The organism is Paenalkalicoccus suaedae, from assembly GCF_006965545.2.
Lineage (GTDB): Bacteria > Bacillota > Bacilli > Bacillales > Salisediminibacteriaceae > Paenalkalicoccus > Paenalkalicoccus suaedae.
This window is the reverse complement of the sequence record NZ_CP041372.2, coordinates 2553151-2579758: the sequence shown is the minus strand read 5'-3', so window position 1 is coordinate 2579758 and position 26608 is coordinate 2553151. Positions and strand designations below refer to the sequence as shown.

Below are 26608 nucleotides of genomic sequence, written 5' to 3'. Positions count from 1 at the left end.
ATATGATAGGATAATAAATGAAGCCTACTGGATTGGGGGACGTACGTATGAGCATTGACGATATTTTAAGTCGTGCACGAAGCGGAGAGCGACTATCAGTCGAAGACGCGATCCGTTTATACGAGAGTGATGAAGTCGAAAAAATGGGTGAAGTTGCAAACGAAATGATGCAAAAATTCCATCCAGAACCAGAGACAACTTTCGTAATTGGTCGAAACATTAACTATACAAACTTCTGTGATACTTATTGCCGCTTCTGTGCATTTTACAGACCACCGAATTCGAAGGAAGGATACACATTAGACGATGATGTGATCTTCCAAAAGATTCAAGAGACATTAGACGTAAACGGTACAGAAATTTTAATGCAGGGTGGAACAAACCCGAACCTACCATTTAGCTACTATACAAATCTGCTAAAAGAGATTAAGAAGCGCTTTAACATTACGATGCACTCTTTCTCTCCAGCAGAGATTTACAAAATGGTAGACGTTTCAGGTCTTACGCTTGAGGAAGTTCTTCGTGAGCTTCACGCAGCAGGCCTTGATTCTGTCCCAGGTGGAGGTGCGGAGATTTTAGATAACCGCACGAGAAGACGCATTAGCCGTCTAAAAGGCACGTGGGAAGAGTGGATTGAGTGTATGAAGACAGTCAAGAAGGTCGGCATGCACGGAACAGCAACAATGGTAATTGGTTTTGGCGAGACATTCGAAGAGCGCGCGCTTCACTTAAAGCGTGTACGTGATGCACAGGACGAGACAGACTGCTTCTTAGCATTCATCTCATGGACTTTCCAGCCTGACAACACAAACATGAAGGGTGAAAAAGTAACTCCTCGTGAGTACTTAAAGAACCTAGCTATCTCTCGAATCTTCTTAGATAACATTCCAAACTTCCAATCTTCTTGGGTAACGATGGGACCAGAAGTTGGTAAGCAATCTCTTTCTTACGGATGTAACGACTTCGGAAGCACAATGATCGAAGAAAACGTTGTTTCTGCCGCTGGTGCAACGCACAAAGTAGATACTAACTTAATCCTTCGACTCATTCGAGAAGCGGGTAAGATTCCGGTACAGCGTAACACGAAGTACCATCACCTGCATGTGTTTGAAGAAGGCGAATCGGTAGAGAAAGACTTTATTATGCAAAACTAATCATTGTTTATGGAGCGCTCCTTTGTGGGGCGCTTTTTTTGTTTGCTGTGGTTTTAAGATCAAGTTCAAGTGCGGGCACCTTCGGCGCCCCTGCGCGTCGGGCGCTGCATACCTGTGTGGCTGGCTCAACTATTTCGACCGGCCAAATCAATGGCCGATCGAAAGGATTTTCGCTGCGCGAAAGTGCTACACGGGTATTTCGCACCCGCCGCTTAGGGTCGCCTGCGGTTACGGGATGTTTAGCAGCTTACTTCTTTTTTTAGTAGGTCAAGTTCAAGGTCAAAAGCAGGCACCTTCGCCGCCCCTACGGTTACGGAATGTTTTAAATTTACTTCCTTTTATTTAAAAGATCAGTTCGTAAAAGAAGTATTTTGCAACCTCCGAGAAGTAATGCATAAATTGCCAGAACAAACGCGGAACGAGATAGAAACAGCACAGAACATAAGGGAAGTAAGTCGCAAAAAAGAAGAAACACGTGTTTTCAAAGAAATATGCTGCAAAAGCAAAAGACTAAACTAATAATAGTAAAAGTCTACTATTACTCAAATTGATTTTTACTAATTAAACAAACTATCCTCTATAGAAGCACAAGAGCAGGCAGACTCGGAGGACATTCGGAGACAATCCATAGGGAAAAGAGGTCGTTGAGATCCCGCAGTAGGCGTCAAGGAGGAGACGACAGTCGACTCCTGCCGACGAGGAAGCTCAACGACCGGCCCTATGGATGTCGTAGAGTGTCCGCAGAGCTGACTGCTCTTACTCTCCTAAACAATTAAACCTGTAAGTAACTGTTTGGCTCTTCATCGATTCAGCTCAAAGAGCTGAGGGGCTTAGAAGTAACTGTTTGGCCCTTCATCAATTCAGCTCGAAGAGCTGGGAACTTAGAAGTTACTAGTTAGCACTTGATCAACTAAAGCTCGAAGAGCTGAAGAACTTGCCTTTGACTAGTTAGCTCTATATCATCCTAGCTCGAAGAGCTGAAGAACTTGAACGAAACGAAAAAAACACTCATACACCGTACCTCCACCCATATACATGTACTACTTACCAAAAGAGCTTTGCAATCGACGTCAGCAAGAGAGGGACAATTGCCTAATTTCTTGTTTACGTATCTGGGGGGAGTGTCTTTGCTTGAGATCATGATAGAGAGCGTATCGACACGCCGTTATTTTAAACAATTGCTCCATAACAGTGGCGTGCCCTATGAAATAAATGAGGATTGTGTATGTATTGATGAAACGAACTGCCGCAGTCAAGAGGATAAAAATCGTCTGACTACCTTACTAATGAATACAACGATTGCGAGCTATTTTCCTGAGCTATGCGAAACCATGTTAAAGGAGCTTTATCACATTCACCATGACCCTGAACGTGCGTCGATTATTGCCATTATTAAACGTTTTTTTTACTCCACTGATATTGTCTCAACAAAAGCTTCCTCCTTAACGATCTTAGATTGGCAACGTATTGTGAACCATGCCCTGACGCCCTTTGTCAAGAATGGACAACGTATTGGGCTAGAGGCATTCCTCTTGTTTCGACTAAAAGAGGTAAAAGAAAGGCTCATTTATGTCATTGAAGAGGCGATTGACGAGCATCATTTGGAGATGGACTATCAGCAGATGGTGAATACGTATCGGTGTTATATTAAAGAGACTGAGCCGAAGGTTGCGACGGTGCATGTGGAAGTAGGAGAGACGGTAACGTTTTACAACAAGTCGATGCATAAAGTACCTTTGAGGGATATTTATTTATGGTCGAGGGCGATTCCTATCTCGGACAAGGAGTTACCGATTAATCAGCGCGTCATTACACCACTTGTTGGCATGGCCCCACTTGAGGTTATTGTGGACAAGACGTGTGATGATTCCTTGTACCATACCTTACAGCTAATTTTTGAAGAGAGATTAAAGACGTCGACTAAAAGTTGGACTTGATTTATTCGAGCAGCATGCTTATAATACGCTCTATAAGCATATATTGCACATGCATAGATGAGGACATGTTTGACGTCAATTGACAGCAAAGAGAGGGAGATGGTCGCTGAGAGTCTCCTCTGTACAGGACATCAAATACCACCTCGTAGCATTCATTCGGAAAGTCCTACGATTAGTATGAATGGACGTGCCTCTACGATACAGAGATGAACGAAGCAGACAGGTTGTCTGGAATAAGGGTGGAACCACGATTTCACACTCGTCCCTTTCTATAGAGGGAGGAGTGTTTTTTGTTTGCCTAAAAAACCTCTCCCCTCTTTGTGAAACATATAAATGAAGGAGTGTTACGATGGCAGAGCAAGTAGTACTTACGTTCCCAGATGGTGCAAAAAAAGAGTTTGCCGCTGGGGTTACAATGGAGGAAGTAGCAGGATCTATTTCTTCAGGTCTAAAGAAAAGTGCATTAGCAGGTAAAGTAAACGGAGAGCCAATCGATCTTAGAACTCCGATCCAAGAAGACGCTGCAATTGAGATCTTAACATACGATACAAAAGAAGGTATCGATGTATTACGTCACAGTACGGCTCACTTGTTAGCGCAAGCAATTAAACGTATTTATTCTGATCATGAGGTAAAGCTCGGAATTGGTCCAGTCATTGAAGAGGGCTTCTATTATGATATTGATATTGACGTTAATTTAACGACCGAAGACCTTCCAAAGATCGAAAAAGAAATGAAGCGTATTATAGATGAGAATTTAGAAATTAAGCGCGTCGAGGTTACTCGCGAAGAAGCGATCAAGCGCTATGAGGAGCTTGGAGATGAGCTAAAGCTTGAGCTTCTGCAAGATATTCCTGAAGGAGAGACGCTTACGATTTATGAGCAAGGAGAATTCTTTGATCTTTGCCGTGGCGTTCACGTGCCATCGACAAGCAAGCTGAAGAAATTCAAGCTTATGGCGATCAATGGCGCCTACTGGCGTGGAGATAGTAATAACAAAATGCTTCAGCGTATTTACGGCACAGCTTTCCAAAAGCAGTCGGAGCTAGACGAGCACCTTCGTATTTTAGAGGAGCGTAAAGAGCGCGATCACCGTAAGCTCGGGAAGGAACTCGGAATCTTCGCGTTAAATCAAAAGGTGGGTCAAGGCTTACCGCTATGGCTACCAAAGGGTGCGACAGTAAGACGTACAGTAGAGCGATACATTGTGGACATTGAGGAACGTCTTGGTTACGATCACGTGTATACGCCAGTTTTAGGTAGCGTGGATTTATATAAGACATCTGGACACTGGGATCACTACAAAGACGACATGTTCCCAGTACTTGAGATGGATAACGAGGATCTCGTGCTTCGTCCAATGAACTGTCCGCACCATATGATGGTCTATAAAAATCAAAAGTACAGCTACCGTAACCTGCCTGTTCGTATTGCCGAGCTTGGCACGATGCACCGCCACGAGATGAGTGGAGCACTTGCTGGTCTTCAGCGCGTTCGCGCGATGACGCTTAACGACGCCCATATTTTCTGTCGCCCAGATCAGCTTAAAGAGGAATTCATTCGAGTGGTAGAGCTCATTCAGGCTGTTTACAAGGACTTTGGCATCGATGACTACTACTTCCGCTTATCCTACCGTGATAAAGAGAATAAAGAGAAGTACGTCGATAACGATGAGATGTGGGAAAAGGCGCAAGGCATGCTTAAACAAGCAGTCGATGAAATGGGTGTTGAGTACGTAGAAGCAGAAGGCGAAGCGGCCTTTTACGGTCCGAAGCTAGATGTGCAGGTAAAGACAGCTCTTGGTAAGGACGAGACTCTCTCTACAGTTCAGCTCGACTTCCACCTTCCAAATCGATTTGACTTAGCGTACACAGGGGAAGACGGCAAGGATCATCGCCCAGTTGTTATTCACCGCGGCGTCGTATCGACGATGGAACGCTTTATTGCCTTCCTTCTAGAAGAATACAAAGGTGCATTCCCAACGTGGCTTGCTCCGGTTCAAGTGCAGGCTATTCCTGTTAGTGACGTGCACATGGATTATGTGAGAAAAGTGGAGGACAAGCTCAAGCAAGCAGGAGTACGTGTCAACGTGGACGTACGTGACGAGAAGCTTGGCTATAAAATCCGTGAGGCTCAAATGCAAAAGATTCCTTATCTCCTCGTTTTAGGGGATAAAGAAATTGAGAGCAATGGTGTAAACGTAAGACGTTACGGACAACAACAAACAGAAGAACAATCGTTAGATGAGTTTGTTGAGCATATTCAACACGTAATTGCACAAAAACAGAAGTAGATCTATTGGGACTTCTCTCTATATTTTTAGAGAGGGTCCTTTTATTATAGTTATAAAGGTATATATATGGACAAATAAGGTGGATGTTATGGGAAATAGCAATTGTTGTTATAGGTATTAAAGCGTATAATGGTAGTAATAACTGGTATATGATAGAGGATGTGACGATGAGCTATGTGGCGGTCAACAAATGTGGTGGGTGATTGGATCGAAACATTTCGATTCCAGCTTGAGAAAGATTATGGCGTTATTTCAGAAAGCCTAAACGAACATTTATTCACCTTGGAAGGAATTTGGGATGCAGTTGATTCCTCCAATATGATTGCTATCTTTTCTAATCAAGGAGAGATCCTCCACGCAAACGAGACGTTTTGCAAGGTCAGTGGCTATGCAAATAAGGAGCTCGTTGGAGAAAGCTATACGATTCTAAAATCAGATAAGTATGACCCCGCGCTTTATAAAGATCTGTGCAATCATTTAAAAAACAACGAGTATTGGCACGGAGAGCTCAAAAACCAAACGAAGTCTGGCGATAACTACTGGGTGCTTGCTCGCGTATTCCCTATTTTAAGTGAGAACGGCGAAACAGCTGTATATTTGACGATACAAACAGATATAACAGAAGGTAGACTTGCAGAAGTGCAGCACCGCGTCGAGCTTGAAAAGGATTTTGCGTCTGTGATTAAACACTTACAAAATTTTGTTTTACGCGTTGTGCAAACGAATCATACATATAAAGTGAAGCTATTAGAAGGAAAGCTTGCTGAAGCGTTAAAGTTGAAGCAGCTTGATTTAGACACGCTAGATGTAAGAGACCTGTTAGGCGCGGAAGAAGATTATCCTTATATTGACCGCCAGTTTCAAAAAGCATTTCACGGTCAAACCGTTCATTTTGAGTTCGAAAAAAGCAATTACTACTTACACGCTAGCTTATCGCCGATCTATAAAAGAGGGCAAATTACCGAAGTGGTTGTCTCTGTTAGTGATGTGACAGAGATGAAGAAGGCGGAGCTAACAGCGAAGAGTATTGCTTTTCAAGATACGCTGACAGGACTTCCTAACAGGCGACTTCTAGAGGAACAACTTTTATACGATTTAGAAGAGGCAAAGGAAAAGCAGCACAAAATGGCACTTCTCCTCATTGATCTCGATCATTTTAAGCATATTAATGATATGTTTGGCCACTCTATTGGCGATCAATTCATTATGATGATCGCAGAGCGACTTCAAGCTATTCCATTACAGGACTTTGCTGACGAGCATCGCCTTTACCATCTCGGCGGAGACGAGTTCGCTATTTCTTTAGTGGGCTACTCGGAAGAGACGTTGATGGACTTACTCGATGTCGTCTTAGAATCCTTCGACGAGCCCTTCCCTCATTTAGAGGATGGTTTTCATCAGCTCGCAAGTATAGGAGTGGCAGAGGCTACGAGTAATTATGTACAATCTGAAGATCTCATGAAGAATGCAGATATGGCTCTCTACAGTGCCAAGCATGCGGGTGGCCAAACGTACCGATTCTTCGAAGACAGAATGAGAGGCGAATTCCTTGTTTCTGTCCAAATAGAGAATGACATTCGTCAAGCGCTTAAAGCAGGCAATCAATTTGCTTTACATTATCAGCCAGTAAAGCGCGCAGATACGAAAGAAACAATCGGTGTGGAGGCGCTCGTTAGATGGTTTCACCCTAAAAAGGGGCTCATCTCTCCAGCGGAATTTATTCCGGTTGCAGAGCGTACAGGGCTCATCATCCCACTCGGAGAGTGGATCGTGCGCAAGGCTTGCCAAGATCTTTATGCGATGAGGCTTGAAGGGCTCACGTTAACCGTTGCAATTAATATCTCTACCGAGCAAATGAAGCAACCGGACTTCGTTGATATCATTCGTACAATTGTGCGGACAGAGGGCGTAGACCCTTCCAATATTCAGCTTGAGATTACCGAGAATGCTCTAATGGAAAATACGGCTGAGTCTGTTGCAAAGATCGATATGCTTCGTGCATTAGGGTTTACGATTGCGATTGATGATTTCGGCACAGGCTATTCGTCACTAAGCTATTTAAAGCATTTTAAAGTGGACTCGTTAAAAATTGATCAGTCCTTTATTCGAGATTTGCCACGAGAAAATGCTGATAAAGCAATCGTCGCAGCAACGCTCCAATTAGGAGAGAAGCTAGGAATAACAACTGTTGCAGAAGGTGTAGAAACAGAGGCAAGTAGCCAATATTTAAAAGAGAGTGGCTGCTCTTATTTACAAGGCTATCACTTCTCAAAGCCTATTCCATATCAAGAACTAATGATGTATCTTGATAGAGAGAAGGTAAAGTTTTAGAAAAGGGTTTGACACCAGTTTTTAGCTATGGTATATTACTTGAGTGAACATAATACGGAAAGCAAAGCAAGAAGAAGCGCCCGCTTCTCACCTAGTCGGCAAAGGCTGTCAGGTTACTATGTCTTTATTACGATTTAAACGTAGAAGTGTGGGCGATTATTCTCCCGCACTTTTTTTGTGTGCTACAAACTTATTTTTATGAGTATGATAGCAGCGGAAAGTCTTGCTTTGATCCGCAATTTCATGGAGGTGGCTCAATATTAGTAAGGATATGTTTGTTAACGAAAACATTCGTGCTCGCGAAGTGCGTCTAATTGGTGCTAACGGCGATCAAATCGGCGTGAAGTCGAAGCAGGAAGCACTAGAGATGGCTCGTAACGCAGAGCTTGATTTAGTTATGGTAGCACCTAACGCGAAACCACCTGTATGTCGCATTATGGACTACGGGAAGTTCCGCTACGAGCAACAAAAGAAAGAAAAAGAAGCTCGTAAAAATCAGAAGGTAATCAATATTAAGGAAGTACGATTAAGCCCAAATATTGATGATCACGACTTTAACACGAAGCTAAAGAATGCTCGCAAATTCTTATCTAAAGGCGATAAGGTAAAAGCAGCAATCCGTTTCCGTGGTCGTGCAATTACACACTCTGAATTAGGACGTGACGTTCTAATGAAGCTTGCAAAAGAGTGTGAAGATATTTCAACGATTGAAGCAAAGCCAAAGATGGAAGGTCGTAGCATGTTCCTCGTGCTCGCACCTGTGGAAGAAAAGTAAAAACATCATGTAGCTTCCTCTACATGGTTGTATAGATCTTTTTATATAACACCAACAACAACGACAACAAATTATTGGACAGGAGGATCTTGGACATGCCAAAAATGAAAACGCACAGAGGTGCTGCAAAACGTTTCAAAAAGACAGGTACTGGTAAGCTAAAGCGCGCGAAGGCGTATACTAGCCACCTTGCTGCTAACAAGAGCCAGAAGCAAAAGCGCAAGCTTCGCAAGTCTGGTATCGTTTCTAAAGGTGACCAAAAGCGCATCGGTCAAATGATCTAATTGCCTAAGAGTTAGGCATCTCAATAGAACACCAAAAAAATTCATTTATGAGGAGGGATTACGATGGCTCGAGTAAAAGGCGGATATGTAACACGTCGTCGTCGTAAAAAGATTTTAAAACTTGCTAAAGGGTATGTAGGTTCGAAGCACCGTTTATTTAAAACTGCACAAGGACAGGTAATGAAGTCCTTCCTATACGCTTACCGCGATCGTCGCCAAAAGAAGCGCGACTTCCGTAAGCTATGGATCACGCGTATTAACGCGGCAGCTCGTATTAACGGTCTTTCTTACAACCGTTTTATGCACGGTCTAAAGACTGCTGGAATCGACATGAACCGTAAGATGCTTGCTGATCTTGCTGTTAATGACGAAAAAGCATTCGCAGACTTAGCTGCTAAAGCTAAAGAAAACCTAAAGTAATAAGTTAGAAAGGAGTCTCCTCGAGCGTTAGCGCAAAGGGATTCTCCTTTTTTTGTTGTGGATAAGTGAACCAAGTGCTAACTAGTATTCTAAGCTCTTCGAGCTTTTATTGATTAAGTGCTAACTAGTTACGTTCTGTTCGTTGAGTTAAAAGAGATTAGAGCAGTCAGCTCTGCGGACACTCTACGACATCCATAGGGCCGGTCTTTGAGCTTCCTCGTCGGCAGAGTTCGACTATCGTCTCACTCTAAACGCCTCCTGTGGGATCTCAAAAACCTCTTTCCCCTATGGATTGTCTCCGAATGTCCTCCGAGTCTGCCTGCTCTTGAGCATCTTTATGGAGTAGTGAGTTCAATTAGTTATAGTTGGTTGAAATAATAGTAGGCTTTTTCTTTTGTTAATTTACTCTTCTTCTTTTTCGACTTACTTCTTAAAGAATACGCACTACTTCTTTTGAAATAGACAGGTACTCTGCTAGAGTAAGTACAAGATTTACGCACCATGCATTATTCTAAATGAAACAGGAAATAGATAGTTTGGTAACGATCCTTCGTCTAGTGTTTACTTAGAAATAGAAAGTCAATTAGTTTTATTCTCCGTAACCGTAGGCAACCCGGAGCGGCGGGTGCGAGATACCCGTGTAGCTCTATCGCGCAGCGAAAATCCTTTTGAACGGCTGCTGGTTCGGCCTATCAAAAAGCCCGCCAAGCCACACAGGTATGAAGCGCCCGACGCAGAGGGGCGCCGAAGGTGCCTGCACTTGACATTGATCTTAATCTCTTAAAAGAATTTATGAAAGAAGGTACACGACATGGAAGCACTTATCCTCTTTGGATATTTACTTGTCATAAATATCATAGCTGCAACATTATTTATAGGAGACAAGCAAGCTGCACGAGCAAAAAAGCGACGCATCTCTGAAAAGAACCTACTAACGATCGCGTTTCTTGGCGGTGCATTAGGCATGCTTATAACAGGACAAGTTATCCGACACAAAACAAAAAAGCCGGTCTTTAAGCTTTTATTGCCCGTATTTGTCCTTGCACATGCTACACTGCTCATATATCTTGGATTTATTTAGTAAAGGAGGGGCTCACACATGGATATCGACATGATCCAACATCAAATCGCGCAAGTGATTGAAGAAGCAGGAGTAATTGCCCCAATCCTATTTGTTTTACTGCATCTCTTTCGACCAATATTATTTTTGCCAGTCGTACTAGTATGTGTTGCTGGCGGGTATTTCTTTGGCTTTTTGTATGGAACGCTTTATTCAATTATCGGACTTAGCTTGATGAGCTTTGTTTTTTACATCATCGTGAATAAATTTCCTACTTTTAGAGAAAAGATAGCGAGCTTAAAACAGAAGGTGTTTAAGGATCGAGAAATGTCTGTCGGGCAAGTCATGATTCTTCGAATGATGCCATTTGTGCATTTTCATTTGCTCTCACTTTATTTAATGGAGATGACGAAGACATTTAAAGGCTATATGTATTATTCGGTTGTTGGTATTCTACTACCGGCTGCTATCTTTACAGGGTTTGGTCATGTCTTAACAGATGTGCCGTGGGAGGTATCTATTGTTCTAATCGCTCTTGCCTTAACAGCTTTTGGGCTTTTAGAGTGGAGGAAAAACCGATCGCCTGCTGATAAAAATCAGGTAGATCCACAATAAAAGGGAAGCAAATCAAGATCGTTGTGATCTGTTTGCTTCCCTTTTTACGTATCACGTCTTTAAACGTTTTCTAACCTCTTTTATAGGACTTCTCCACTCGATTTCTGCTTTCGGATAACGCACCGTTAGCTCTTTTTCGAGGAAGACGAAGTCTTGCGCCTGCATGCCTTGTAATTGGTCTATATCGTCTGTGTGAACAGCGATGCGAACAACTTCAAACGAATCTTCTGAAGGACCAAGAAATTTTTCGCCATAAAACAACGCGCCGTGAACGGTGAATAACACATTTTTACGAACCTGATCAACATCATCTAATAAATAAAAGTCTCCGCGCTGCTTCGCGCGCTCGAGCTTACGCTTTGGATCAAGCACGTACTTTCCAATGCTGAAGACGATAATACCAACAGCGATTAGAAGGAATAGCCGAAATAATAGAACAGTCATCGTCATCTCTCCTTCTTCCTTCTTTAAATGCGACACTACGAACAAGCTCTTACCTATGCTACGATAGAGTGGTAGGCGAGGTTTCATTTTTCTTCAAAAATAATTCGTATATCTTTTAGTATGAACAAATGAAGCCCAGTTGCAAAGTAATTTGATTGAGCGAAAGGAAGACTTACTTATGACAAAGACAGTTGGAGTAAAACGATTAATACAAGAGGCGCGGCTACCTCATCGAGCAAACGAAACGGATGCGGGTCTAGATGTATATGCGGCCGAGGATAAATGGATTGAGGCGGGTAGCTATGAGACGATTCGCACCGGAATTGCAATCGAATTACCGCCATCAACAGAGGCACAAATTCGACCGAGGAGTGGCCTTGCTCACAAGTTTGGCATTACCGTACTAAATAGCCCTGGGACAATTGATGAAGGCTATCGCGGAGAAATTAAAATCATGCTCATTAATCATGGAAAAGAAGCGTTTCAAGTCGAAGTAGGCATGCGGATTGCACAGATGGTCATTGCACCTGTTTTACTTTCTCCTATTAAGGAGATACAGGAATTAACAGAGACACCGAGAGGCGAAGGGGGATTTGGTTCGTCTGGTTTGCGAGATGACGTGTAACTATTTCGAAGATCGAAAAAAATTGAGCAAATTCAGAAAAAACGCTATACTAGGATATGTACATATAGAATTTGAGGAGGGTATCACATGGAAGACATGCTACAAATGCTGAAAGATTTAACGGATGCTAATGGGATCCCAGGTAACGAACGTGAGCCACGTGACGTGATGAGAAAGTACATCACACCGTTCGCGGATGATGTAGAAACAGATCACTTAGGAAGTCTTATTGCCAAAAAAGTAGGTGATGAGAACGGACCAAAAATCATGGTTGCAGGTCACTTAGATGAGATCGGATTTATGGTGACAAACATTGATGACAGAGGGTTTATTAAGTTTCAACCAGTCGGAGGTTGGTGGGAGCAGGTAATGCTCGCGCAACGTGTCACGGTGATGACGTCTAAAGGCGATATCCCTGGCGTAATCGGCTCAAAGCCACCGCACATCTTGCCTCCAGAAGCTCGCAAAAAATCTGTTGATAAAAAAGATATGTTTATCGATATCGGTGCGACAAGCAAAGAAGAAGCGATGGAGTTTGGCGTAAAGCCAGGTGACTCAATCGTGCCTGTTTGTGACTTTACGGTCATGAAAAACGAGAAGCTATTAATGGCAAAAGCATGGGACAACCGTATTGGCTGTGCGATTGCGATTGAAGTATTAAAGCGTCTTAAAGGCGAAGCGCATCCAAACGTCGTGTACGGTGTTGGAACGGTACAGGAAGAAGTAGGACTTCGCGGAGCGCGTACTTCTGCGCACCACATTCAGCCAGACATCGGCTTTGGCGTGGACGTTGGTATCGCAGGAGATACTCCTGGCGTAACGGAGAAAGAAGCACTATCTAAAATGGGCGAAGGTCCACAAATTATTATGTTTGATGCATCGATGGTTGGACATAAAGGTCTGCGTGATTTTGTCACAAATACTGCGGACGAAAAAGGCATTCCGTACCAGTATGATGCTGTGCCAGGTGGCGGAACGGACTCCGGTGCGATTCACTTAACAGCAAATGGGGTACCAGCGCTATCGATTACGATCGCAACTCGTTATATTCACACGCACGCAGCGATCTTACACCGTGATGATTTCGAAAATGCGGTTAAACTGATTGTAGAAGTAATCAAAAAGTTAGATCGTAAGACTGTAGATGCGATTACGTTTGACTAAAGTGAGTGTTTAACTTGAATAAATTTGGAGGAACCGATGCGAGGCGTCGGTTCCTCCTTTTTTATGTTTAGGAAAGTCTGTGATTAGCCTAATCTTCTATTCGAGTTACAGCGGATAACCTCTTCGCTTGAACGGAAAACCACACCGCATTTCCGGATAACCCTTTCGCTTGAACGGAAAACCACACCGCATTTCCGGATAACCTCCGCTCATAAAATGAAAAAGCGCACGCTGAAAAGGAAAAAGCGTACGCAGGATGCTACAATAAATGTTCTCGTAACTTACTTCGTCAGAGCCTCTGAAATTCGTGCAGTTACAGTCGCTTTTTCTTCTTCCGATGCTGTTTGCCAAAGTAGCTCCATCATGACACCTAGACCTGGTAGCATTTTCTCTTCATTACGTGAAATAGCATCGACGATCGTTGCTTCCACTTCCTCATTTGAATTCCCTTGAATGTTTGCCAGAATAGCTGGCCGAAGCGCAAAAGACATGATTTTCCTCCTAAAGTATAGATTTATGAACCGATCTGGTATAGTATGAGTAAGTTATAGAAGGTTTATAATAAATATAGTTAGCAATTTATGTGAAATAGAGGTGTGTACGATGGAATATATCTCGTCTGTGCAAAACCCGAGGGTAAAGGCGTGGAAGAAGTTGCATAAAAAGAAGGAGCGCGATCGTTCCGGCCTGTTTATCATTGAGGGGCGGCATTTAGTCGAGGAGGCACTGAAGGCTGGACTTAACGTCAAAGACTTGATCATCGAAGAGGGTGTAGAGCTTTCAAAAGAGTGGGATGTGTGCGACGTTCTCCGTGTAGAAGTGCCGGAGCGAGTCATGAAAGAGATTTGTGAGACAGAGACGCCACAAGGGATCGCGGCGATTTGTGAACTACCTGACAGACAAAATATTTTATTTGAAAAAGGCAAGTTTTTATTAATAGATAATGTACAGGACCCAGGTAATATCGGAACGATGGTACGTACGGCAGATGCTGCTGGACTCGATGGCATTATTTTAGGTGAAGGCTGTGCCGATCCGTTTAGCGGGAAAGTGTTACGTGCGACGCAAGGTAGCCTATTTCATATTTCTGTACAAAAGATGGATTTGCATGAAGCCATTGAGCGCTGCAAGGAGAACGGTGTACCAGTGTTTGGCACGAGCTTGCACGGCAGTACGTTTAATGCGATTGCCCCTCAAGAAAACTTTGCGCTCCTTTTAGGTAATGAGGGTAGTGGGGTCGATCCGACGCTGTTAAAGCAAACGGATCAAAATTTATATATTCCGATTCACGGGGAAGCGGAGTCGTTAAACGTAGGGGTTGCTGCTGGAATTTTAATGTATCATTTACGTGGCGACTAAACAAAGCGTTGCACGATTTGGCAATTGACTATATAATGATAGCGAATAGAACGATTATTTGACGTTGAAAGAGAGTAGTACGCGGACTCGCGATGCACCTAGGGAGGAAGTGCCTTGACTGGAAGCACTTCTTGCAAACGCCCCGCCGAATTCACTCTGGAGTTAGCGCCGTAATGGTTGCTCGGTTTGAAGTCCGTTATCTTCTTTACACGAGAGAGTAGACACTTGTCTACTAACAAGGGTGGTACCGCGAAGTCTTCGTCCCTTTTGGGTTCGAAGGCTTTTTTGTGTTTTCTCACAAGAAAAGAATTAAGGGAGGCATCAATCATGCTAGATAGACTGCAGGAGCTTCATGACGAAGCAATGGTGCGTGTAGCTGAGGCGAGCACGCTCCAAGAATTAAACGATGTGCGAGTGGCGTACTTAGGGAAAAAGGGTGCGATCACAGAAGTAATGAAGGGCATGGGCAAGCTAACGCCTGAAGAGCGCCCAATTGTTGGAGAAAAGGCGAACGTTGTCCGTCAGTCCGTAGGACGATTGATTGAGGAGAAGGAGCAGACGCTTCAGGAAGCAGCGATACGCGAGCAACTCAATAAGGAAAGCATTGATGTCACACTACCAGGTCGTGATGTACAAGCCGGTGGACGTCACCCATTAACGTCGGTTGTAGAGACGATTGAAGACGTCTTTATCGGTATGGGCTTCCAGGTTGCAGAAGGTCCAGAGGTTGAGACAGACTACTATAACTTTGAATCATTAAACTTACCAAAGCATCACCCAGCGCGTGATATGCAGGATACATTCTTTATTACGCCAGAGCTTTTACTACGCACACAAACGTCGCCTGTACAAACGCGTACGATGGAAAAGCATGAAGGCAAAGGTCCTGTTAAAATCATTTGTCCTGGTAAGGTATACCGTCGCGACGAAGATGATGCGACGCACTCTCACCAGTTCATGCAAATTGAAGGACTTGTTGTTGGCGAAGGAATTCGCATGAGTGACTTAAAAGGAATTTTTGAAAAATTTGTTGCGAACTACTTCGGACCAGAGCGCAAAATTCGCCTCCGTCCAAGCTTCTTCCCATTCACAGAGCCATCGGCTGAGCTTGATATCTCGTGTGCAATCTGTCACGGAGAAGGCTGTCGTACGTGTAAGCAGACAGGCTGGATTGAAGTATTAGGCTCTGGTATGGTACATCCAAACGTCCTACGTATGGGTGGATTTGATCCAGAGAAATACAGTGGATTTGCATTTGGAATGGGCGTAGAGCGCTTCGCTATGCTTAAATACGGAATCGATGATATTCGTCATTTCTATACAAACGACACGCGTTTCTTATCACAATTTACTCAAGAATAGGCTTAACAAAGGAGGAATAACGTTGCTAGTATCATATAACTGGTTAAAAGAATATGTAGACGTGGAAGACTTAACACCACAAGAAATCGCAGACAAGCTAACGCTTAGCGGGGTTGAAGTGGATGCTGTGACAAAGCTTGACGCGGATATCACGAATTTAGTAGTAGGTAAGGTGATTTCCTGCGAAAAGCACCCTGAAGCGGATAAGCTAAAAATTTGTCAGGTGGATGTTGGCGAAGAGACGGTACAAATCGTCTGTGGCGCGAAAAACGTAGCAGAAGGCATGTTTGTTGCCGTTGCACGCGTTGGTGCACGCCTTCCTGGTGGCATGAAAATCAAGCGCGCAAAGCTTCGTGGCGAAACGTCCGAAGGCATGATTTGTTCGTTACAGGAGCTTGGCTTTGATTCGAAGGTTGTTGCGAAAAAGTATAGCGAAGGCATCTTTGCTTTCCCAGAGGAAATGGTTCCAGGCGAATCAGCAACAGAAGTACTTGGTCTTAACGACACGGTGCTTGAGCTTGATCTAACGCCAAACCGCTCGGACTGCCTGAGCATGCTAGGTGTAGCGTACGAAATTGGAGCGATTTTAAATCGTGACGTGATTGTACCAGAGCCAAGCATCGTGCCAGTAGCAGAAACAACGGCAGACTATATGTCCGTTAAAGTAGACGCGCTAAAGGACAATCCTTTTTACGAAGCGACGGTTATCCGCAACGTACGTGTAGGAGAATCGCCACTATGGCTACAGTCGGCGTTAATGGCAGCAGGCGTTCGTCCACTTAACAACGTCGTTGACGTAACGAACTACGTCTTACTTGAATACGGTCAGCCACTTCACGCGTTTGATTACAATAAATTTGGATCAAAAGAAGTGGTGGTACGTCGTGCAACAAACGACGAAAAGATTCAAACACTTGATGGACAAGAACGCACGCTTCAATCCGATCACCTCGTGATTACAAACGGTCAAGCGCCTGTTGCAATCGCTGGGGTTATGGGTGGATCGAACTCCGAGGTGTCAAACGAGACAACAGACGTATTAGTCGAAGCGGCATATTTTGATGCAGCAGTTGTACGTCAAGCGCAGCGCGACCTTGGTATCCGCAGTGATGCAAGTGTCCGTTACGAGAAGGGCGTAGATCCAAACCGCGTGCGTGAAGCGGGAGATCGTGCTGTATCTCTTATTCAGCAACTTGCTGGCGGAGACGTGTTAGCAGAGCCTGCGGTTATTGACGAGCTAGATCGCGAGAATAAGTCTGTATCGATCACGCTTAACAAGATCAATAACACACTCGGAACAGGTCTTACTGTAACGCAGGTTGGCTCTATCTTTAAGCAGCTTAAGTTTGACTTTGACGAGAGTGACGAAACGTTCACAGTTTCTGTCCCAACTCGCAGACAGGATATTCAGATTGAAGCAGATATCGTCGAGGAGGTTGCGCGTCTGTTTGGCTACGATAACATCCCAACGACGCTACCAAACATTCCAACGACTCAAGGTGGATTAACTGCGACGCAGCGCAAAAAGCGTCAGGTGCGCCGCTACCTTGAATCTGTAGGCATGCACGAGGCCATCAGCTATTCGTTAACAACATCGGCAAAGGAGTCTGCGTTTGTTTCTCCAGAAGCAGCTCGAGTATCTGTCTCACTCCCAATGAGCGAGGAGAGAAGCACGCTCAGAACGACGCTTGTGCCTCATCTCTTAGATGCGCTGTCGCACAACAAGAATCGCAACACATACGACGTTGCGCTGTTTGAGCTCGGCTCAGTATTTACGACGGGAGAAACAACGATCACGGAGCAACCATCGGAGACGACGAAGCTTGCTGGTGCTGTGATGGGCCTCTGGCAGGAGCATGCATGGCAGGGCGAGAAGAAGGCAGTGGACTTCTTTGTTGTGAAGGGCATTGTCGAAGGACTTTTAGAGAAGTTGCATGTAACAGAAGGCGTTGTTTTTGAGAAGGCAGAACGTATGGGCATGCACCCTGGACGTACGGCGAAGTTAACCGTTCACGGCGAAGACGTTGGCTACATTGGGCAAATCCACCCATCAACAGCGAAGGCATGGTCCCTACCTGAGACGTACGTGTTTGATTTAGATATAAGCAAGCTTATGGACATCGAAGAAGCAACGATGCGCTATCAAGCAATCCCGCGCTACCCGGCAGTAGCTCGTGATATTGCGCTTGTCGTCGATGAATCCATCTCGGCACATCAGCTTGAGACGATCATTCGCTCGCACGGTGGAAGACTTCTTGTAGACGTCTCTCTATTTGACCTTTATCAAGGAGAGCACGTGGAGGCTGGTAAGAAGTCTGTCGCGTTCTCGTTGCGTTATCTCGATCGTGAGAAGACGTTGACGGAGGAAGAAGTGAGTGCGGCTCACGGTAAGGTGTTAGTAGGCTTAGAGCAGGAAGCTGGCGCTGTTTTACGGACGTAAGTGCTAGACCTCCGGTCCTCCTACGCTCCCAGCTGACGCTTTCCTGAGGGGCTTGCTCAACTATTTCGATCGGCCAAACCAATGGCCGTTCGAAAGGATTTTCGCTGCGCGGAAGGTCCCTCTAGGAGTCGCCAGCCTCCGCTCCGGAGGCCCGGAGGGGAACGGTGTTTTACGACATCGTTCCTTTTTTTTATGGGATTTTACTAGGAGCAAGGGCGTTGCCTAGCTTTTGAAGGACAAAACGTTACTCATTTCTTTAAGAGGTAAACTAGGAACTGATCTGCTTGCTTGTTGTAAGATACCGATTCACGGCGAGTGTTTCCAAAGTCTCTATGTAAAGGCTGGTGAAATAAGATGAATGCTGATAAAAACGTGCCACAGGACTTAAAGGTAAGACCTATAACCATGAATGATTATGACACTGTTTTGACATGGAGCAAGGATGATCTTTTTTGCTCAGCTAATGGATGGGATTTAAATAGAAGCCCTGAAGAACTATATAGTTGGTGGCTCAGATGTGTTCATAACGAAGCGGAAGATTTTATTAGGATGGGAATTGAGCTTAACGAGAGTCTAATTGGATATGCAGATGTGGCTTGTATTGAAGATCAGACTGCTGAGCTAGGTATTGCAGTTGGTGATAGTAAGTTGTGGGGAAAAGGGCTTGGATACCATTCTGCCATATGTATGATGGAGTATGCCTCAAAAGAGTTAGGAATTACAACGTTTAACGCAGAAACACACGAAGCCAATGTTCGCTCGATAAACATGCTTAAGAAGATAGGATTTAAAGAAACAAGTAGATTAGGAAGCGAAGAATATCAAGGGAAGAACAGCCGACAAATACAATATGAATATAACTTATAATTGAGCCCAATAAAAAGAGCCCTCCTAACCAACTAGAAGAGGGTTCTTTTCTTATGCTCATTTTAAATCAAACGCAGAGGTGGCAGGCCCGGAGGACATTCGAAGACAATCAATGGGAGCAGGAGGTTTTTGAGATCCCACAGGAGGCGAATTATGCCGACGAGGAAGCTCAAAGGCCGACCCCATAGATGTCGTAGAGTGTCTGGAGGGCTGACAGCTCGAAGAGTAGATTTAAACTAATTAGCACTTAAGCAATTCAAGCTCGAAGAGCTGATTTAAACTAGTTGGCACTTTAGCAACATATTATTTCAACGCCCGCTGCGTATTCGAAAAATGCCACTTCGTCACACTCTTCAACACATCTTCCCCGTGCGTCCGCACAATTTCTCTGGCAGAAGCATCTACTTTTGCACTCGCACCTTTAAGCAAGGTCACACCTAATTGCTCAGAAAGTTTATCCATCTCTCTCAAAAAGGCATACCTAGCCAATACGGACGCTGCAGCAACTGCTGGATGAAGTCCCTCAGCTTTAGTCGCAAAGTAAAGGGGTTCCTCACGTTTCCACGAGTGGCCCATCGAACGTAGGTATTCCATGTACCGATTCGGCGCGACGAACTGGTCAATTAACACGCCATCCGTGTGTAAGCCGCCATCCTCTAGCTTTTTAAACACCTTTTGCAACGCTTGATGATGCATAAGAGCCTTCATTTGGCCTTGGTTAAGCCCTTTCTCGTTAAGCTCATTATACTTTTCGTTTCTCACCACGACTAAGCCATACGTACATTCTTTAAGTAACTTAGGCGCGAGCGCTCGAATGACGTCATCACGAATCGTTTTAGAATCGCGAATGCCCCAGGACTCCACCGTCTCAAGCTGATCACGAGTGAGATGAGCTGCCACAACCGTCATCGGACCGAAGTAATCGCCCGTTCCCGTCTCGTCGCTCCCGATTAGCTCTAAATGTAGGATTTCGCTCGGCGGCGCATACTGATGATCACCGACTGCCTTGCGCGTTTTACTCGCCGTAGGCCCCTTGCCTGCAGAAGCCTGCGATTGCCAAAGGCTTGCTTCCTCTTCCGCCCCTTTTCCTTGAAACATCACTTTACCTGACTTATAGCCAGTGATATTGCAATCATCAAGCTTGGCAACAAATACAGCGCCAGGCGGCAACTTCGCCTTATGGTAGCGACTATAATGCGCCTTTATTTTTTGTAACGTCGCAGCCGACACAGCTAATACATGATTCGACATTCGTGATCCTCCTTATTTACCTAACAAATTCTCTAACAATTGAATTTTCGTTTGATCCTTATCATTATTCTTATTAACTCGATAGCTATCCTTCGATGAAGCCTCATACACACGTAAATACTGACTTGGCGTTAACAAATAGAATCTTACTCCTCGCACTGTATGTATCTCTAAATCCTCAAGCTTAATTCCCGCAAAGTCTGGCAACGTATCTATGATACCAAACTCGACCATCTCTTTTCCGTTCGAAAATGCGTGTTCATGCAAATCAATTAAGGTAAAGTCTAGGGACTCCATCACTTGCATGATATTCTCCCACTGAAAGACATTTTCTGTAGCAGGGACCTCCCAACCTCTTTGATCACCAGGAACATGAATATCTATATCCTGAGCATCAACATGTAAACCGGTAACCCTCTCAAAGCCTACCGACCCCATCAATAATGGAGTGATCCCTATCAAATTTAATGAGCGAGCTATGTGAACAAAAACATCAAATTTAGACATCCATTCTCTCCTTTTAACAAACAATCAGTTCATTCTACCATATAAGATGTAGATTCTATCTTTCAATTACATTTTTGAAACATCTAAGCAAGTCCACTCGTATGATAAGAGAGCTACTACAAAATAATAATAAGCTAACTCATAAAACAAACAGTCGCCAAAGCTTTAAATATAGATTTTCTAAAGAAAATTATTCACTTCTTATCTAACCTTATAAGATGCAACTCATCGGATACTACTTTAAAAGTCTATTCCTTTTACGTATGTTCCATAAATCCAATTGTTCAATTGGTGAGCAAAAATACTAAGGATTTATCACTTAACGCTCCTCCTTCACCTGCTAAGAGAGCTGGCAGACCCAGAGGACATTCGGAGACAATCCATAGGGGAAAGAGGTTTTTGAGATCCCACAGGAGGCGCTTAGGGTAAGGCGGCAGCCGCACCCTGCCGACGAGGAAGCTCAAAGACCGGCCCTATGGATGTCGTAGAGTGTCCGGAGGGCTGACAGCTCGAAGAGCAGCGTGAAACAAGTTAGCACTTGATCAACCTAGCCCGAAGGGCTGCACGTAAAAACTAGTTAGCACTTAAGCATCCTCAGCTCGAAGAGCTGTCTGCTTTAAGCAACCCTCCATATTATTTACCGAGTCTAAATGATTATTTCATTCCTTGATCCGACATGATATGATTAAATGTAGCATTTCTATGGCGAGGAGGCTTATTGGTGGATCAAGGGTCAGATAAAATCAAAACAGTCGTAACAATTTATAACCAGCAGTATACCGTCGTAGGAAATGAGCGCTCCGAGCACGTTCAGGAAGCAGCTACGTTTATTAACGATAAAATGAAAGAGTTAAAACGCTCTAACCCTTCATTAACTGGGACGCAGCTAGCAGTGCTTGCGGCTCTTAATATTAGCAACGACTATATAGCCTTAAAACGGGCGAATGAAAAGGATGAGGACTAACGAATGTTAAGTTTGATATTATTTTTACTGCTGTTAATAAGCTTTTTCGTCGGATTTAGACGAGGCTTTGCTCTGCAGTTTGTACATTTACTAGGATTAATAGCGGCACTCGTAGTAGCCTATGTATACTATGAGCCAGTCGCAGAGTTTATACGATTATGGATTCCGTTCCCAACATTATCATCGGATTCTAACTGGAGCCTATTAGTAGATTCCTTTAATTTAGAGGCTGTTTATTATAACGGGATCGCGTTCGCTGGTCTGTTCTTTATAACCAAATTTGTTGCGCAAATCATTGCTTCTCTCTTTGATTTTTTAGCACATCTCCCTATCCTAAACTTTGTGAATAACTGGTTGGGTGGAGCGCTTGGTTTTGCAGAGGGCGTTGTCATGATTGCCATTGCTGTACATCTTGCAGCGTTGTTACAGGTTGACGCTGTTCAGGCGGCACTCCAATCGTCGACTGTCGCTCAATATATTTTTGACTACACTCCCGTGGTTTCCGAGGAAATCAAGGATCTATGGGTGAATGGTAGAAACGGATAAGAGTGTGAGGCGCTGTGACGTGATGTCATGGCGCTTTTTAGCGTCCCAATGCTTGCTAAAGGGGAGAAATATTCGCTATAGTGGGTAGAGACAATTCGATCGGAGGAACTATTGATGAACAAGAAGGATATTATTCAGATACTAGAAAAAATTGCAGTATATATGGAGATTAAGGGTGAGAATGGATTTAAAATTTCCGCGTATCGAAAGGCTGCGCAAGCGCTTGAGAAGGATGAGCGTCCGATTACGGATATTGAGGATCCGGCGAGCTTAACGGGCATTGGTAAAGGGACGGCTTCGGTAATTAACGAGCTAATAGAATCTGGGGAGTCGAGCGTACTAAATGAGCTTAAACAAGAGGTACCGGAGGGGCTACTATCCCTACTATCGCTACCAGGGCTTGGTGGAAAGAAGATTGGTAAGCTATACGCGGAGCTTGGAATCACGGATGCAGAGAGCTTAAAAAAAGCGTGCGAGGAAGGGAAAGTGAGAGAGCTCGCAGGTTTTGCTGCTAAAACGGAGGAAAAGATTCTCGCTGGCGTTGCGGAGATGGGGAAGCGTCCTGATCGCTTAACGCTCGCGCAAGTGTATCCGGCGGTCGTTGATCTAGAGCAAAAGCTAAATGATGCGCCTGGCGTGAAGCGCTGGGAGCTTGCAGGTAGCTACCGCCGTGGCCGTGAGACCGTAAAGGATTTAGATTTTATCCTGTCGACGGAGGATCCGCTTGCAGTTAGAGACTATTTAACGCAGTTTGAGCATATACACGCCATCATTGGGCAGGGTGAAACAAAGGTATCACTGGAATTAACGTACGGAGATACGATCGTACCTGTTGATTTTAGAATGATTGAAGACCGTTCGTTTGCAACAACGCTCCATCACTTTACTGGTTCAAAGGATCATAATGTGATGATGCGTCAGCTTGCGAAAAAGCGTGGCGAGAAGATCAGTGAGTACGGTGTGGAGGTAGAAGAGACGGGAGAAGTGCTGTACTTTGAGACAGAGTCAGACTTCTTTGCGCATTTTGATCTACCGTTTATTGCACCTGAAAGACGAGAAGGAACAACGGAAATGGAGCAGGACGTCAAAGACCTGGTTCAACTTGACGATATAAACGGCGATTTACACATGCACACGACGTGGAGCGATGGTGCTCAGTCGATTGAAGAAATGATCGAAAGATGCCAAGAAAAAGGCTACTCCTTTATGGCAATCACCGATCATTCGCAGTATTTAAAAGTGGCGAATGGCTTAACGGTGGAAAGATTGAAACGTCAGCATGAGGAAATACGTACATTACGAGAGCAGTACAACGATATTTATGTGTTCACTGGTATTGAGATGGATATTTTACCTAATGGCGATCTTGACTATGAAGATGAGGTATTGGAGCACGTCGATTTTGTGATTGCGTCGATCCACTCCTCGTTTCAACAAGATCAAGAGACGATTATGGAGCGGTTAGAGAAGGCGTGTCGCAACCCGCATGTGGCGATGATTGCTCACCCTACAGGGCGACTCATCGGTAGACGTGATGGCTATGATGTCGATTTAGATCGTTTAATTGAGCTTGCAAAAGAGACAAACACGATTTTGGAGCTAAACGCCAATCCAAATCGATTAGATTTAGAAGCAAAGTGGTTAAAGAAAGCGCAGGAGGCAGGAGCCCTCATTGCGATTAATACAGATGCACACCGCTACGATATGCTCGAGCATATGCCGGTTGGTGTTAAAAACGCGCGTCGCGGCTGGTTATCGAAAGACACGGTAGTAAATACGTGGTCAAAGGAGAAGCTCGCGGAGTGGTTGCAGAGTAGATAACGGAAGGATGACTAGATGATGATGGAACGAGTTTGTCGTGTCCTTGAATACGATAAAATGAAGGAGCAACTCATGCCATACGCTGGCTCAAGCTTAGGTAAGCAGCGTGTGAGTGAGCTCATGCCTTCATTAGATTTTACCCATATACAAAAAGAGCAAAAGAAAACGGCGGAAGCGAGCAAGGTTGTCCGTCTAAAAGGACAGGCTCCTTTAGGCGGCCTGCGCGATATCCGCGCGTCCATTAAGCGTACGGAGATTGGCGGATCGCTAAATGCGCATGAGCTACTAGACATCTCCTCGACGATTTATGCGAGCAGACGCTTCAAAACATTTGTTGAGACGATGGTAGAGGACGAGATTGAGCTCTCGATTTTACCTGAGATGGTAGCGGAAATTGTGCCTCTAACGGATCTGCAGCGTGAGATTGATCAAGCAATCGATGAGAACGGGCACGTGCTTGATTCGGCGAGCCCAGCGCTTCGCACGATCAGACAACAGATTCGCTCGCATGAATCCGCGGTCAAGTCCAAGCTCGAGAGCATTACTAGATCTTCTTCGGGACGGAAAATGCTGTCGGACGCCATCGTAACGATCCGTAATGATCGTTACGTTATTCCAGTTAAGGCAGAGTACCGTGGTCACTACGGTGGAATCGTGCATGACCAGTCTTCATCTGGTGCGACCCTCTTTGTAGAACCGGAGAACGTCGTCCAAATTAATAACCAGCTTCGCGAAGCCCGCACGAAGGAAAAATACGAGGTGGAGCGAATTTTAGTGGAGCTGTCTGGAAAAGTAAGTGAGTTTACAGGTGAGTTATCGGTGATCGTCGCAACGATGACAGAAGTAGACTTCATGTTTGCGAAAGCAACGTATGCCGCTGCGATGAAGGCAACGGAGCCTAATCTAAACGAAGATGGCGTTGTAAGTATGAAAAAAGCGCGGCATCCATTAATCTCAAAAGATGATATCGTTCCTATTGATATTGAGCTTGGCGACCGTTTTACTTCGTTAATTATCACGGGTCCAAACACAGGTGGTAAGACCGTTACGCTCAAAACGCTCGGTCTCCTCACCTTGATGGTACAATCCGGTCTTCACATTCCGGTTGAGGACGGATCGACTGCTGCTGTCTTCCAAAAGATTTTCGCAGACATTGGTGATGAGCAGTCCATTGAGCAAAGCTTGAGTACCTTCTCCTCGCACATGACAAACATCGTTTCGATCATGGAGCAGGTGGACTTCCAGTCACTCGTCCTCTTTGACGAGCTTGGCGCAGGGACAGATCCTACGGAGGGGGCGGCGCTTGCGATGTCGATCCTCGATCACGTGTACCGAGTTGGCGCGCGAGTAATTGCAACGACTCACTATAGTGAGCTCAAGGGCTATGCGTACAACCGCGAAGGCGTCATGAACGCGAGCGTAGAGTTTGATGTGGAAACATTGAGACCGACGTACCGCTTACTTATCGGCGTTCCTGGCCGCAGTAACGCCTTTGCAATCAGTAAAAGACTCGGGCTGCGCGATGCCATTATTGACGAGGCAAAAGGATACGTGTCCGAAGACAGTAACAAAGTCGAGAAGATGATCTCTTCTTTAGAGGATAGTCGCAAGCAGGCAGAGCTCGATCACGAGGAAGCGAAGAAGCTTCGCGCGGAAGCGGAGCAACTCCACCGCGATCTTCAAGAAAAAATGGAAGAACTCGATGAAAACCGAGACAGACTGCTTCAGTCAGCAGAAGATAAAGCAGCTAAATACGTGAAAAAAGCGCAGGAGGAAGCAGAGCAAATCATTGCAGAGCTTCGCGAGCGTCAAAAAAATAACCCTGCGATTAAAGATCACGAGCTTATCGATGCACGAAAGCGATTGAGCGAAGCGGAACCAAATCTCGTAAAGAAAAAGGCTCCAAAGCCAAAACTACCAAAGCCGAAGATCGATAAACTGATCCCAGGTGATGAAGTCAAAGTCATTAGCTTTGATCAAAAGGGTCACATTGTAGACAAAGTAAATGACAAAGAATATTACGTCCAGCTCGGCATGATGAAGATGAAGGTTAAAAAAGACGATATCCTTTATCTTAACCGTCCTAAAGCAGTCGAAACGAAGGCACTGTCAAACGTACGAGGTAGAAATGCGCACGTGAAGACGGAGCTCGATCTGCGTGGAGAGCGCTTTGAGAATGCGATGCTAGACGTTGAAAAGTATTTAGATGATGCGGTATTAGCTGGCTATCATCAAGTATCCATCATTCACGGTAAAGGGACCGGCGCGCTTCGAAAAGGCGTACAGGAGCTATTGAACAGTCATCCTAACGTAGCAGAAACGCGTTTAGGCTCTGCAGGCGAAGGTGGCTCAGGCGTTACCGTGGCCAAGCTGAAGTAAAGAGGGGGAC

At 44.7% G+C, this 26608-nt stretch carries 23 protein-coding genes and 2 other annotated features; of the genes, 19 read left to right on the top strand and 4 right to left on the bottom strand.

The genetic code is table 11. The features are described from left to right. The first annotated feature begins 47 nt into the window (after positions 1-47). The 9 genes from mqnC to FLK61_RS13910 all read left to right on the top strand — a co-directional run bounded on the left by mqnC (position 48) and on the right by FLK61_RS13910 (position 10869). Entirely contained in the window at positions 48-1154 is a 1107-nt protein-coding gene (mqnC, locus tag FLK61_RS13950) for a cyclic dehypoxanthinyl futalosine synthase (RefSeq protein WP_176010000.1), read from the top strand. Between the two features lie 1127 nt (positions 1155-2281). Further along, positions 2282-3091 (top strand): sporulation protein YtxC, encoded by an 810-nt coding sequence (gene ytxC / locus FLK61_RS13945; RefSeq protein WP_176009999.1) that lies wholly within the window; start codon positions 2282-2284, stop codon positions 3089-3091. Between the two features lie 349 nt (positions 3092-3440). Beyond that, positions 3441-5384 carry a threonine--tRNA ligase gene (thrS, locus tag FLK61_RS13940; RefSeq protein WP_176009998.1) on the top strand — a complete coding sequence of 648 codons (1944 nt, stop codon included), beginning with the start codon at positions 3441-3443 and terminating at the stop codon, positions 5382-5384. A gap of 174 nt (positions 5385-5558) precedes the next feature. After that, positions 5559-7715: an EAL domain-containing protein gene (locus FLK61_RS13935; RefSeq protein WP_176009997.1), complete on the top strand. Its 2157-nt coding sequence runs from the start codon at positions 5559-5561 to the stop codon at positions 7713-7715. A gap of 62 nt (positions 7716-7777) precedes the next feature. Continuing rightward, positions 7778-7897 (top strand) — a sequence feature (ribosomal protein L20 leader region). 89 nt (positions 7898-7986) lie between these two features. Further along, positions 7987-8490, top strand: coding sequence for a translation initiation factor IF-3 (gene infC, locus FLK61_RS13930; protein ID WP_176009996.1), 504 nt, complete (start codon positions 7987-7989; stop codon positions 8488-8490). 95 nt (positions 8491-8585) lie between these two features. Then, on the top strand, positions 8586-8774 hold the full coding sequence (gene rpmI / locus FLK61_RS13925) for a 50S ribosomal protein L35 (protein WP_176009995.1): 189 nt from the start codon (positions 8586-8588) through the stop codon (positions 8772-8774). A gap of 63 nt (positions 8775-8837) precedes the next feature. Next, on the top strand, positions 8838-9194 hold the full coding sequence (gene rplT, locus FLK61_RS13920; protein ID WP_176009994.1) for a 50S ribosomal protein L20: 357 nt from the start codon (positions 8838-8840) through the stop codon (positions 9192-9194). An 811-nt stretch (positions 9195-10005) separates the two neighbouring features. After that, complete coding sequence (locus tag FLK61_RS13915; RefSeq protein ID WP_176009993.1) at positions 10006-10275, top strand: DUF1294 domain-containing protein; 270 nt, start codon at positions 10006-10008, stop codon at positions 10273-10275. An 18-nt stretch (positions 10276-10293) separates the two neighbouring features. Next, positions 10294-10869, top strand: a complete 576-nt coding sequence (locus tag FLK61_RS13910) for a TVP38/TMEM64 family protein (RefSeq protein ID WP_176009992.1) — start codon at positions 10294-10296, stop codon at positions 10867-10869. A 51-nt stretch (positions 10870-10920) separates the two neighbouring features. Here the strand turns inward: FLK61_RS13910 and FLK61_RS13905 are convergent, their stop codons facing one another. Further along, positions 10921-11313, bottom strand: a complete 393-nt coding sequence (locus FLK61_RS13905; RefSeq protein ID WP_176009991.1) for a sigma-w pathway protein ysdB — start codon at positions 11311-11313, stop codon at positions 10921-10923. A 178-nt stretch (positions 11314-11491) separates the two neighbouring features. On the opposite strand from FLK61_RS13905, the gene dut reads away from it, so the two are divergent. Both dut and FLK61_RS13895 read left to right on the top strand, forming a co-directional pair. Continuing rightward, complete coding sequence (dut, locus tag FLK61_RS13900; protein WP_176009990.1) at positions 11492-11938, top strand: dUTP diphosphatase; 447 nt, start codon at positions 11492-11494, stop codon at positions 11936-11938. Between the two features lie 87 nt (positions 11939-12025). After that, complete coding sequence (locus tag FLK61_RS13895; RefSeq protein ID WP_176009989.1) at positions 12026-13102, top strand: M42 family metallopeptidase; 1077 nt, start codon at positions 12026-12028, stop codon at positions 13100-13102. A gap of 281 nt (positions 13103-13383) precedes the next feature. Here the strand turns inward: FLK61_RS13895 and sspI are convergent, their stop codons facing one another. Then, complete coding sequence (gene sspI, locus FLK61_RS13890; RefSeq protein ID WP_176009988.1) at positions 13384-13593, bottom strand: small acid-soluble spore protein SspI; 210 nt, start codon at positions 13591-13593, stop codon at positions 13384-13386. A 112-nt stretch (positions 13594-13705) separates the two neighbouring features. On the opposite strand from sspI, the gene FLK61_RS13885 reads away from it, so the two are divergent. The 4 genes from FLK61_RS13885 (at position 13706) to FLK61_RS13870 (ending at position 19130) form a co-directional block, all read left to right on the top strand. Beyond that, positions 13706-14461, top strand: a complete 756-nt coding sequence (locus tag FLK61_RS13885) for a TrmH family RNA methyltransferase (protein ID WP_176009987.1) — start codon at positions 13706-13708, stop codon at positions 14459-14461. Between the two features lie 55 nt (positions 14462-14516). Beyond that, positions 14517-14730 (top strand) — a binding site (T-box leader). A gap of 58 nt (positions 14731-14788) precedes the next feature. Next, positions 14789-15823, top strand: a complete 1035-nt coding sequence (gene pheS, locus FLK61_RS13880; RefSeq protein ID WP_176009986.1) for a phenylalanine--tRNA ligase subunit alpha — start codon at positions 14789-14791, stop codon at positions 15821-15823. A gap of 22 nt (positions 15824-15845) precedes the next feature. Continuing rightward, the gene (pheT, locus tag FLK61_RS13875; RefSeq protein WP_176009985.1) at positions 15846-18263 is read left to right on the top strand and encodes a phenylalanine--tRNA ligase subunit beta; all 2418 of its coding nucleotides are present in this window, start codon (positions 15846-15848) and stop codon (positions 18261-18263) included. A 354-nt stretch (positions 18264-18617) separates the two neighbouring features. After that, the gene (locus FLK61_RS13870) at positions 18618-19130 is read left to right on the top strand and encodes a GNAT family N-acetyltransferase (RefSeq protein ID WP_176009984.1); all 513 of its coding nucleotides are present in this window, start codon (positions 18618-18620) and stop codon (positions 19128-19130) included. 303 nt (positions 19131-19433) lie between these two features. Here FLK61_RS13870 and rnhC read toward each other — a convergent pair whose 3' ends face one another. Then, positions 19434-20381, bottom strand: coding sequence for a ribonuclease HIII (rnhC, locus tag FLK61_RS13865; RefSeq protein WP_176009983.1), 948 nt, complete (start codon positions 20379-20381; stop codon positions 19434-19436). A 12-nt stretch (positions 20382-20393) separates the two neighbouring features. Next, positions 20394-20888, bottom strand: a complete 495-nt coding sequence (locus FLK61_RS13860) for a phosphoribosylanthranilate isomerase (protein WP_176009982.1) — start codon at positions 20886-20888, stop codon at positions 20394-20396. A 721-nt stretch (positions 20889-21609) separates the two neighbouring features. On the opposite strand from FLK61_RS13860, the gene zapA reads away from it, so the two are divergent. The 4 genes from zapA (at position 21610) to FLK61_RS13840 (ending at position 26598) form a co-directional block, all read left to right on the top strand. After that, on the top strand, positions 21610-21852 hold the full coding sequence (gene zapA, locus FLK61_RS13855; RefSeq protein ID WP_176009981.1) for a cell division protein ZapA: 243 nt from the start codon (positions 21610-21612) through the stop codon (positions 21850-21852). Positions 21853-21855: 3 nt separating this feature from the next. After that, a complete protein-coding gene (locus FLK61_RS13850; protein WP_176009980.1) occupies positions 21856-22398 on the top strand; it encodes a CvpA family protein in 543 nt (180 codons plus the stop codon). A 114-nt stretch (positions 22399-22512) separates the two neighbouring features. After that, complete coding sequence (polX, locus tag FLK61_RS13845; RefSeq protein ID WP_176009979.1) at positions 22513-24219, top strand: DNA polymerase/3'-5' exonuclease PolX; 1707 nt, start codon at positions 22513-22515, stop codon at positions 24217-24219. 18 nt (positions 24220-24237) lie between these two features. Next, a complete protein-coding gene (locus FLK61_RS13840; protein ID WP_176011251.1) occupies positions 24238-26598 on the top strand; it encodes an endonuclease MutS2 in 2361 nt (786 codons plus the stop codon). The last annotated feature ends 10 nt before the right edge of the window (positions 26599-26608 follow it).

What these genes read in the sequence shown, in the direction of transcription:
- mqnC (WP_176010000.1), top strand. Translation starts at nt 48, where the DNA reads ATGAGCATTGACGATATTTTAAGTCGTGCACGAAGCGGAGAGCGACTA.
- thrS (WP_176009998.1), top strand. Translation starts at nt 3,441, where the DNA reads ATGGCAGAGCAAGTAGTACTTACGTTCCCAGATGGTGCAAAAAAAGAG.
- FLK61_RS13935 (WP_176009997.1), top strand. Translation starts at nt 5,559, where the DNA reads ATGTGGCGGTCAACAAATGTGGTGGGTGATTGGATCGAAACATTTCGA.
- infC (WP_176009996.1), top strand. Translation starts at nt 7,987, where the DNA reads ATGTTTGTTAACGAAAACATTCGTGCTCGCGAAGTGCGTCTAATTGGT.
- rpmI (WP_176009995.1), top strand. Translation starts at nt 8,586, where the DNA reads ATGCCAAAAATGAAAACGCACAGAGGTGCTGCAAAACGTTTCAAAAAG.
- rplT (WP_176009994.1), top strand. Translation starts at nt 8,838, where the DNA reads ATGGCTCGAGTAAAAGGCGGATATGTAACACGTCGTCGTCGTAAAAAG.
- FLK61_RS13915 (WP_176009993.1), top strand. Translation starts at nt 10,006, where the DNA reads ATGGAAGCACTTATCCTCTTTGGATATTTACTTGTCATAAATATCATA.
- FLK61_RS13910 (WP_176009992.1), top strand. Translation starts at nt 10,294, where the DNA reads ATGGATATCGACATGATCCAACATCAAATCGCGCAAGTGATTGAAGAA.
- FLK61_RS13905 (WP_176009991.1), bottom strand. Translation starts at nt 11,313, where the DNA reads ATGACTGTTCTATTATTTCGGCTATTCCTTCTAATCGCTGTTGGTATT.
- dut (WP_176009990.1), top strand. Translation starts at nt 11,492, where the DNA reads ATGACAAAGACAGTTGGAGTAAAACGATTAATACAAGAGGCGCGGCTA.
- FLK61_RS13895 (WP_176009989.1), top strand. Translation starts at nt 12,026, where the DNA reads ATGGAAGACATGCTACAAATGCTGAAAGATTTAACGGATGCTAATGGG.
- sspI (WP_176009988.1), bottom strand. Translation starts at nt 13,593, where the DNA reads ATGTCTTTTGCGCTTCGGCCAGCTATTCTGGCAAACATTCAAGGGAAT.
- FLK61_RS13885 (WP_176009987.1), top strand. Translation starts at nt 13,706, where the DNA reads ATGGAATATATCTCGTCTGTGCAAAACCCGAGGGTAAAGGCGTGGAAG.
- pheS (WP_176009986.1), top strand. Translation starts at nt 14,789, where the DNA reads ATGCTAGATAGACTGCAGGAGCTTCATGACGAAGCAATGGTGCGTGTA.
- FLK61_RS13870 (WP_176009984.1), top strand. Translation starts at nt 18,618, where the DNA reads ATGAATGCTGATAAAAACGTGCCACAGGACTTAAAGGTAAGACCTATA.
- rnhC (WP_176009983.1), bottom strand. Translation starts at nt 20,381, where the DNA reads ATGTCGAATCATGTATTAGCTGTGTCGGCTGCGACGTTACAAAAAATA.
- FLK61_RS13860 (WP_176009982.1), bottom strand. Translation starts at nt 20,888, where the DNA reads ATGTCTAAATTTGATGTTTTTGTTCACATAGCTCGCTCATTAAATTTG.
- FLK61_RS13850 (WP_176009980.1), top strand. Translation starts at nt 21,856, where the DNA reads ATGTTAAGTTTGATATTATTTTTACTGCTGTTAATAAGCTTTTTCGTC.
- polX (WP_176009979.1), top strand. Translation starts at nt 22,513, where the DNA reads ATGAACAAGAAGGATATTATTCAGATACTAGAAAAAATTGCAGTATAT.
- FLK61_RS13840 (WP_176011251.1), top strand. Translation starts at nt 24,238, where the DNA reads ATGATGGAACGAGTTTGTCGTGTCCTTGAATACGATAAAATGAAGGAG.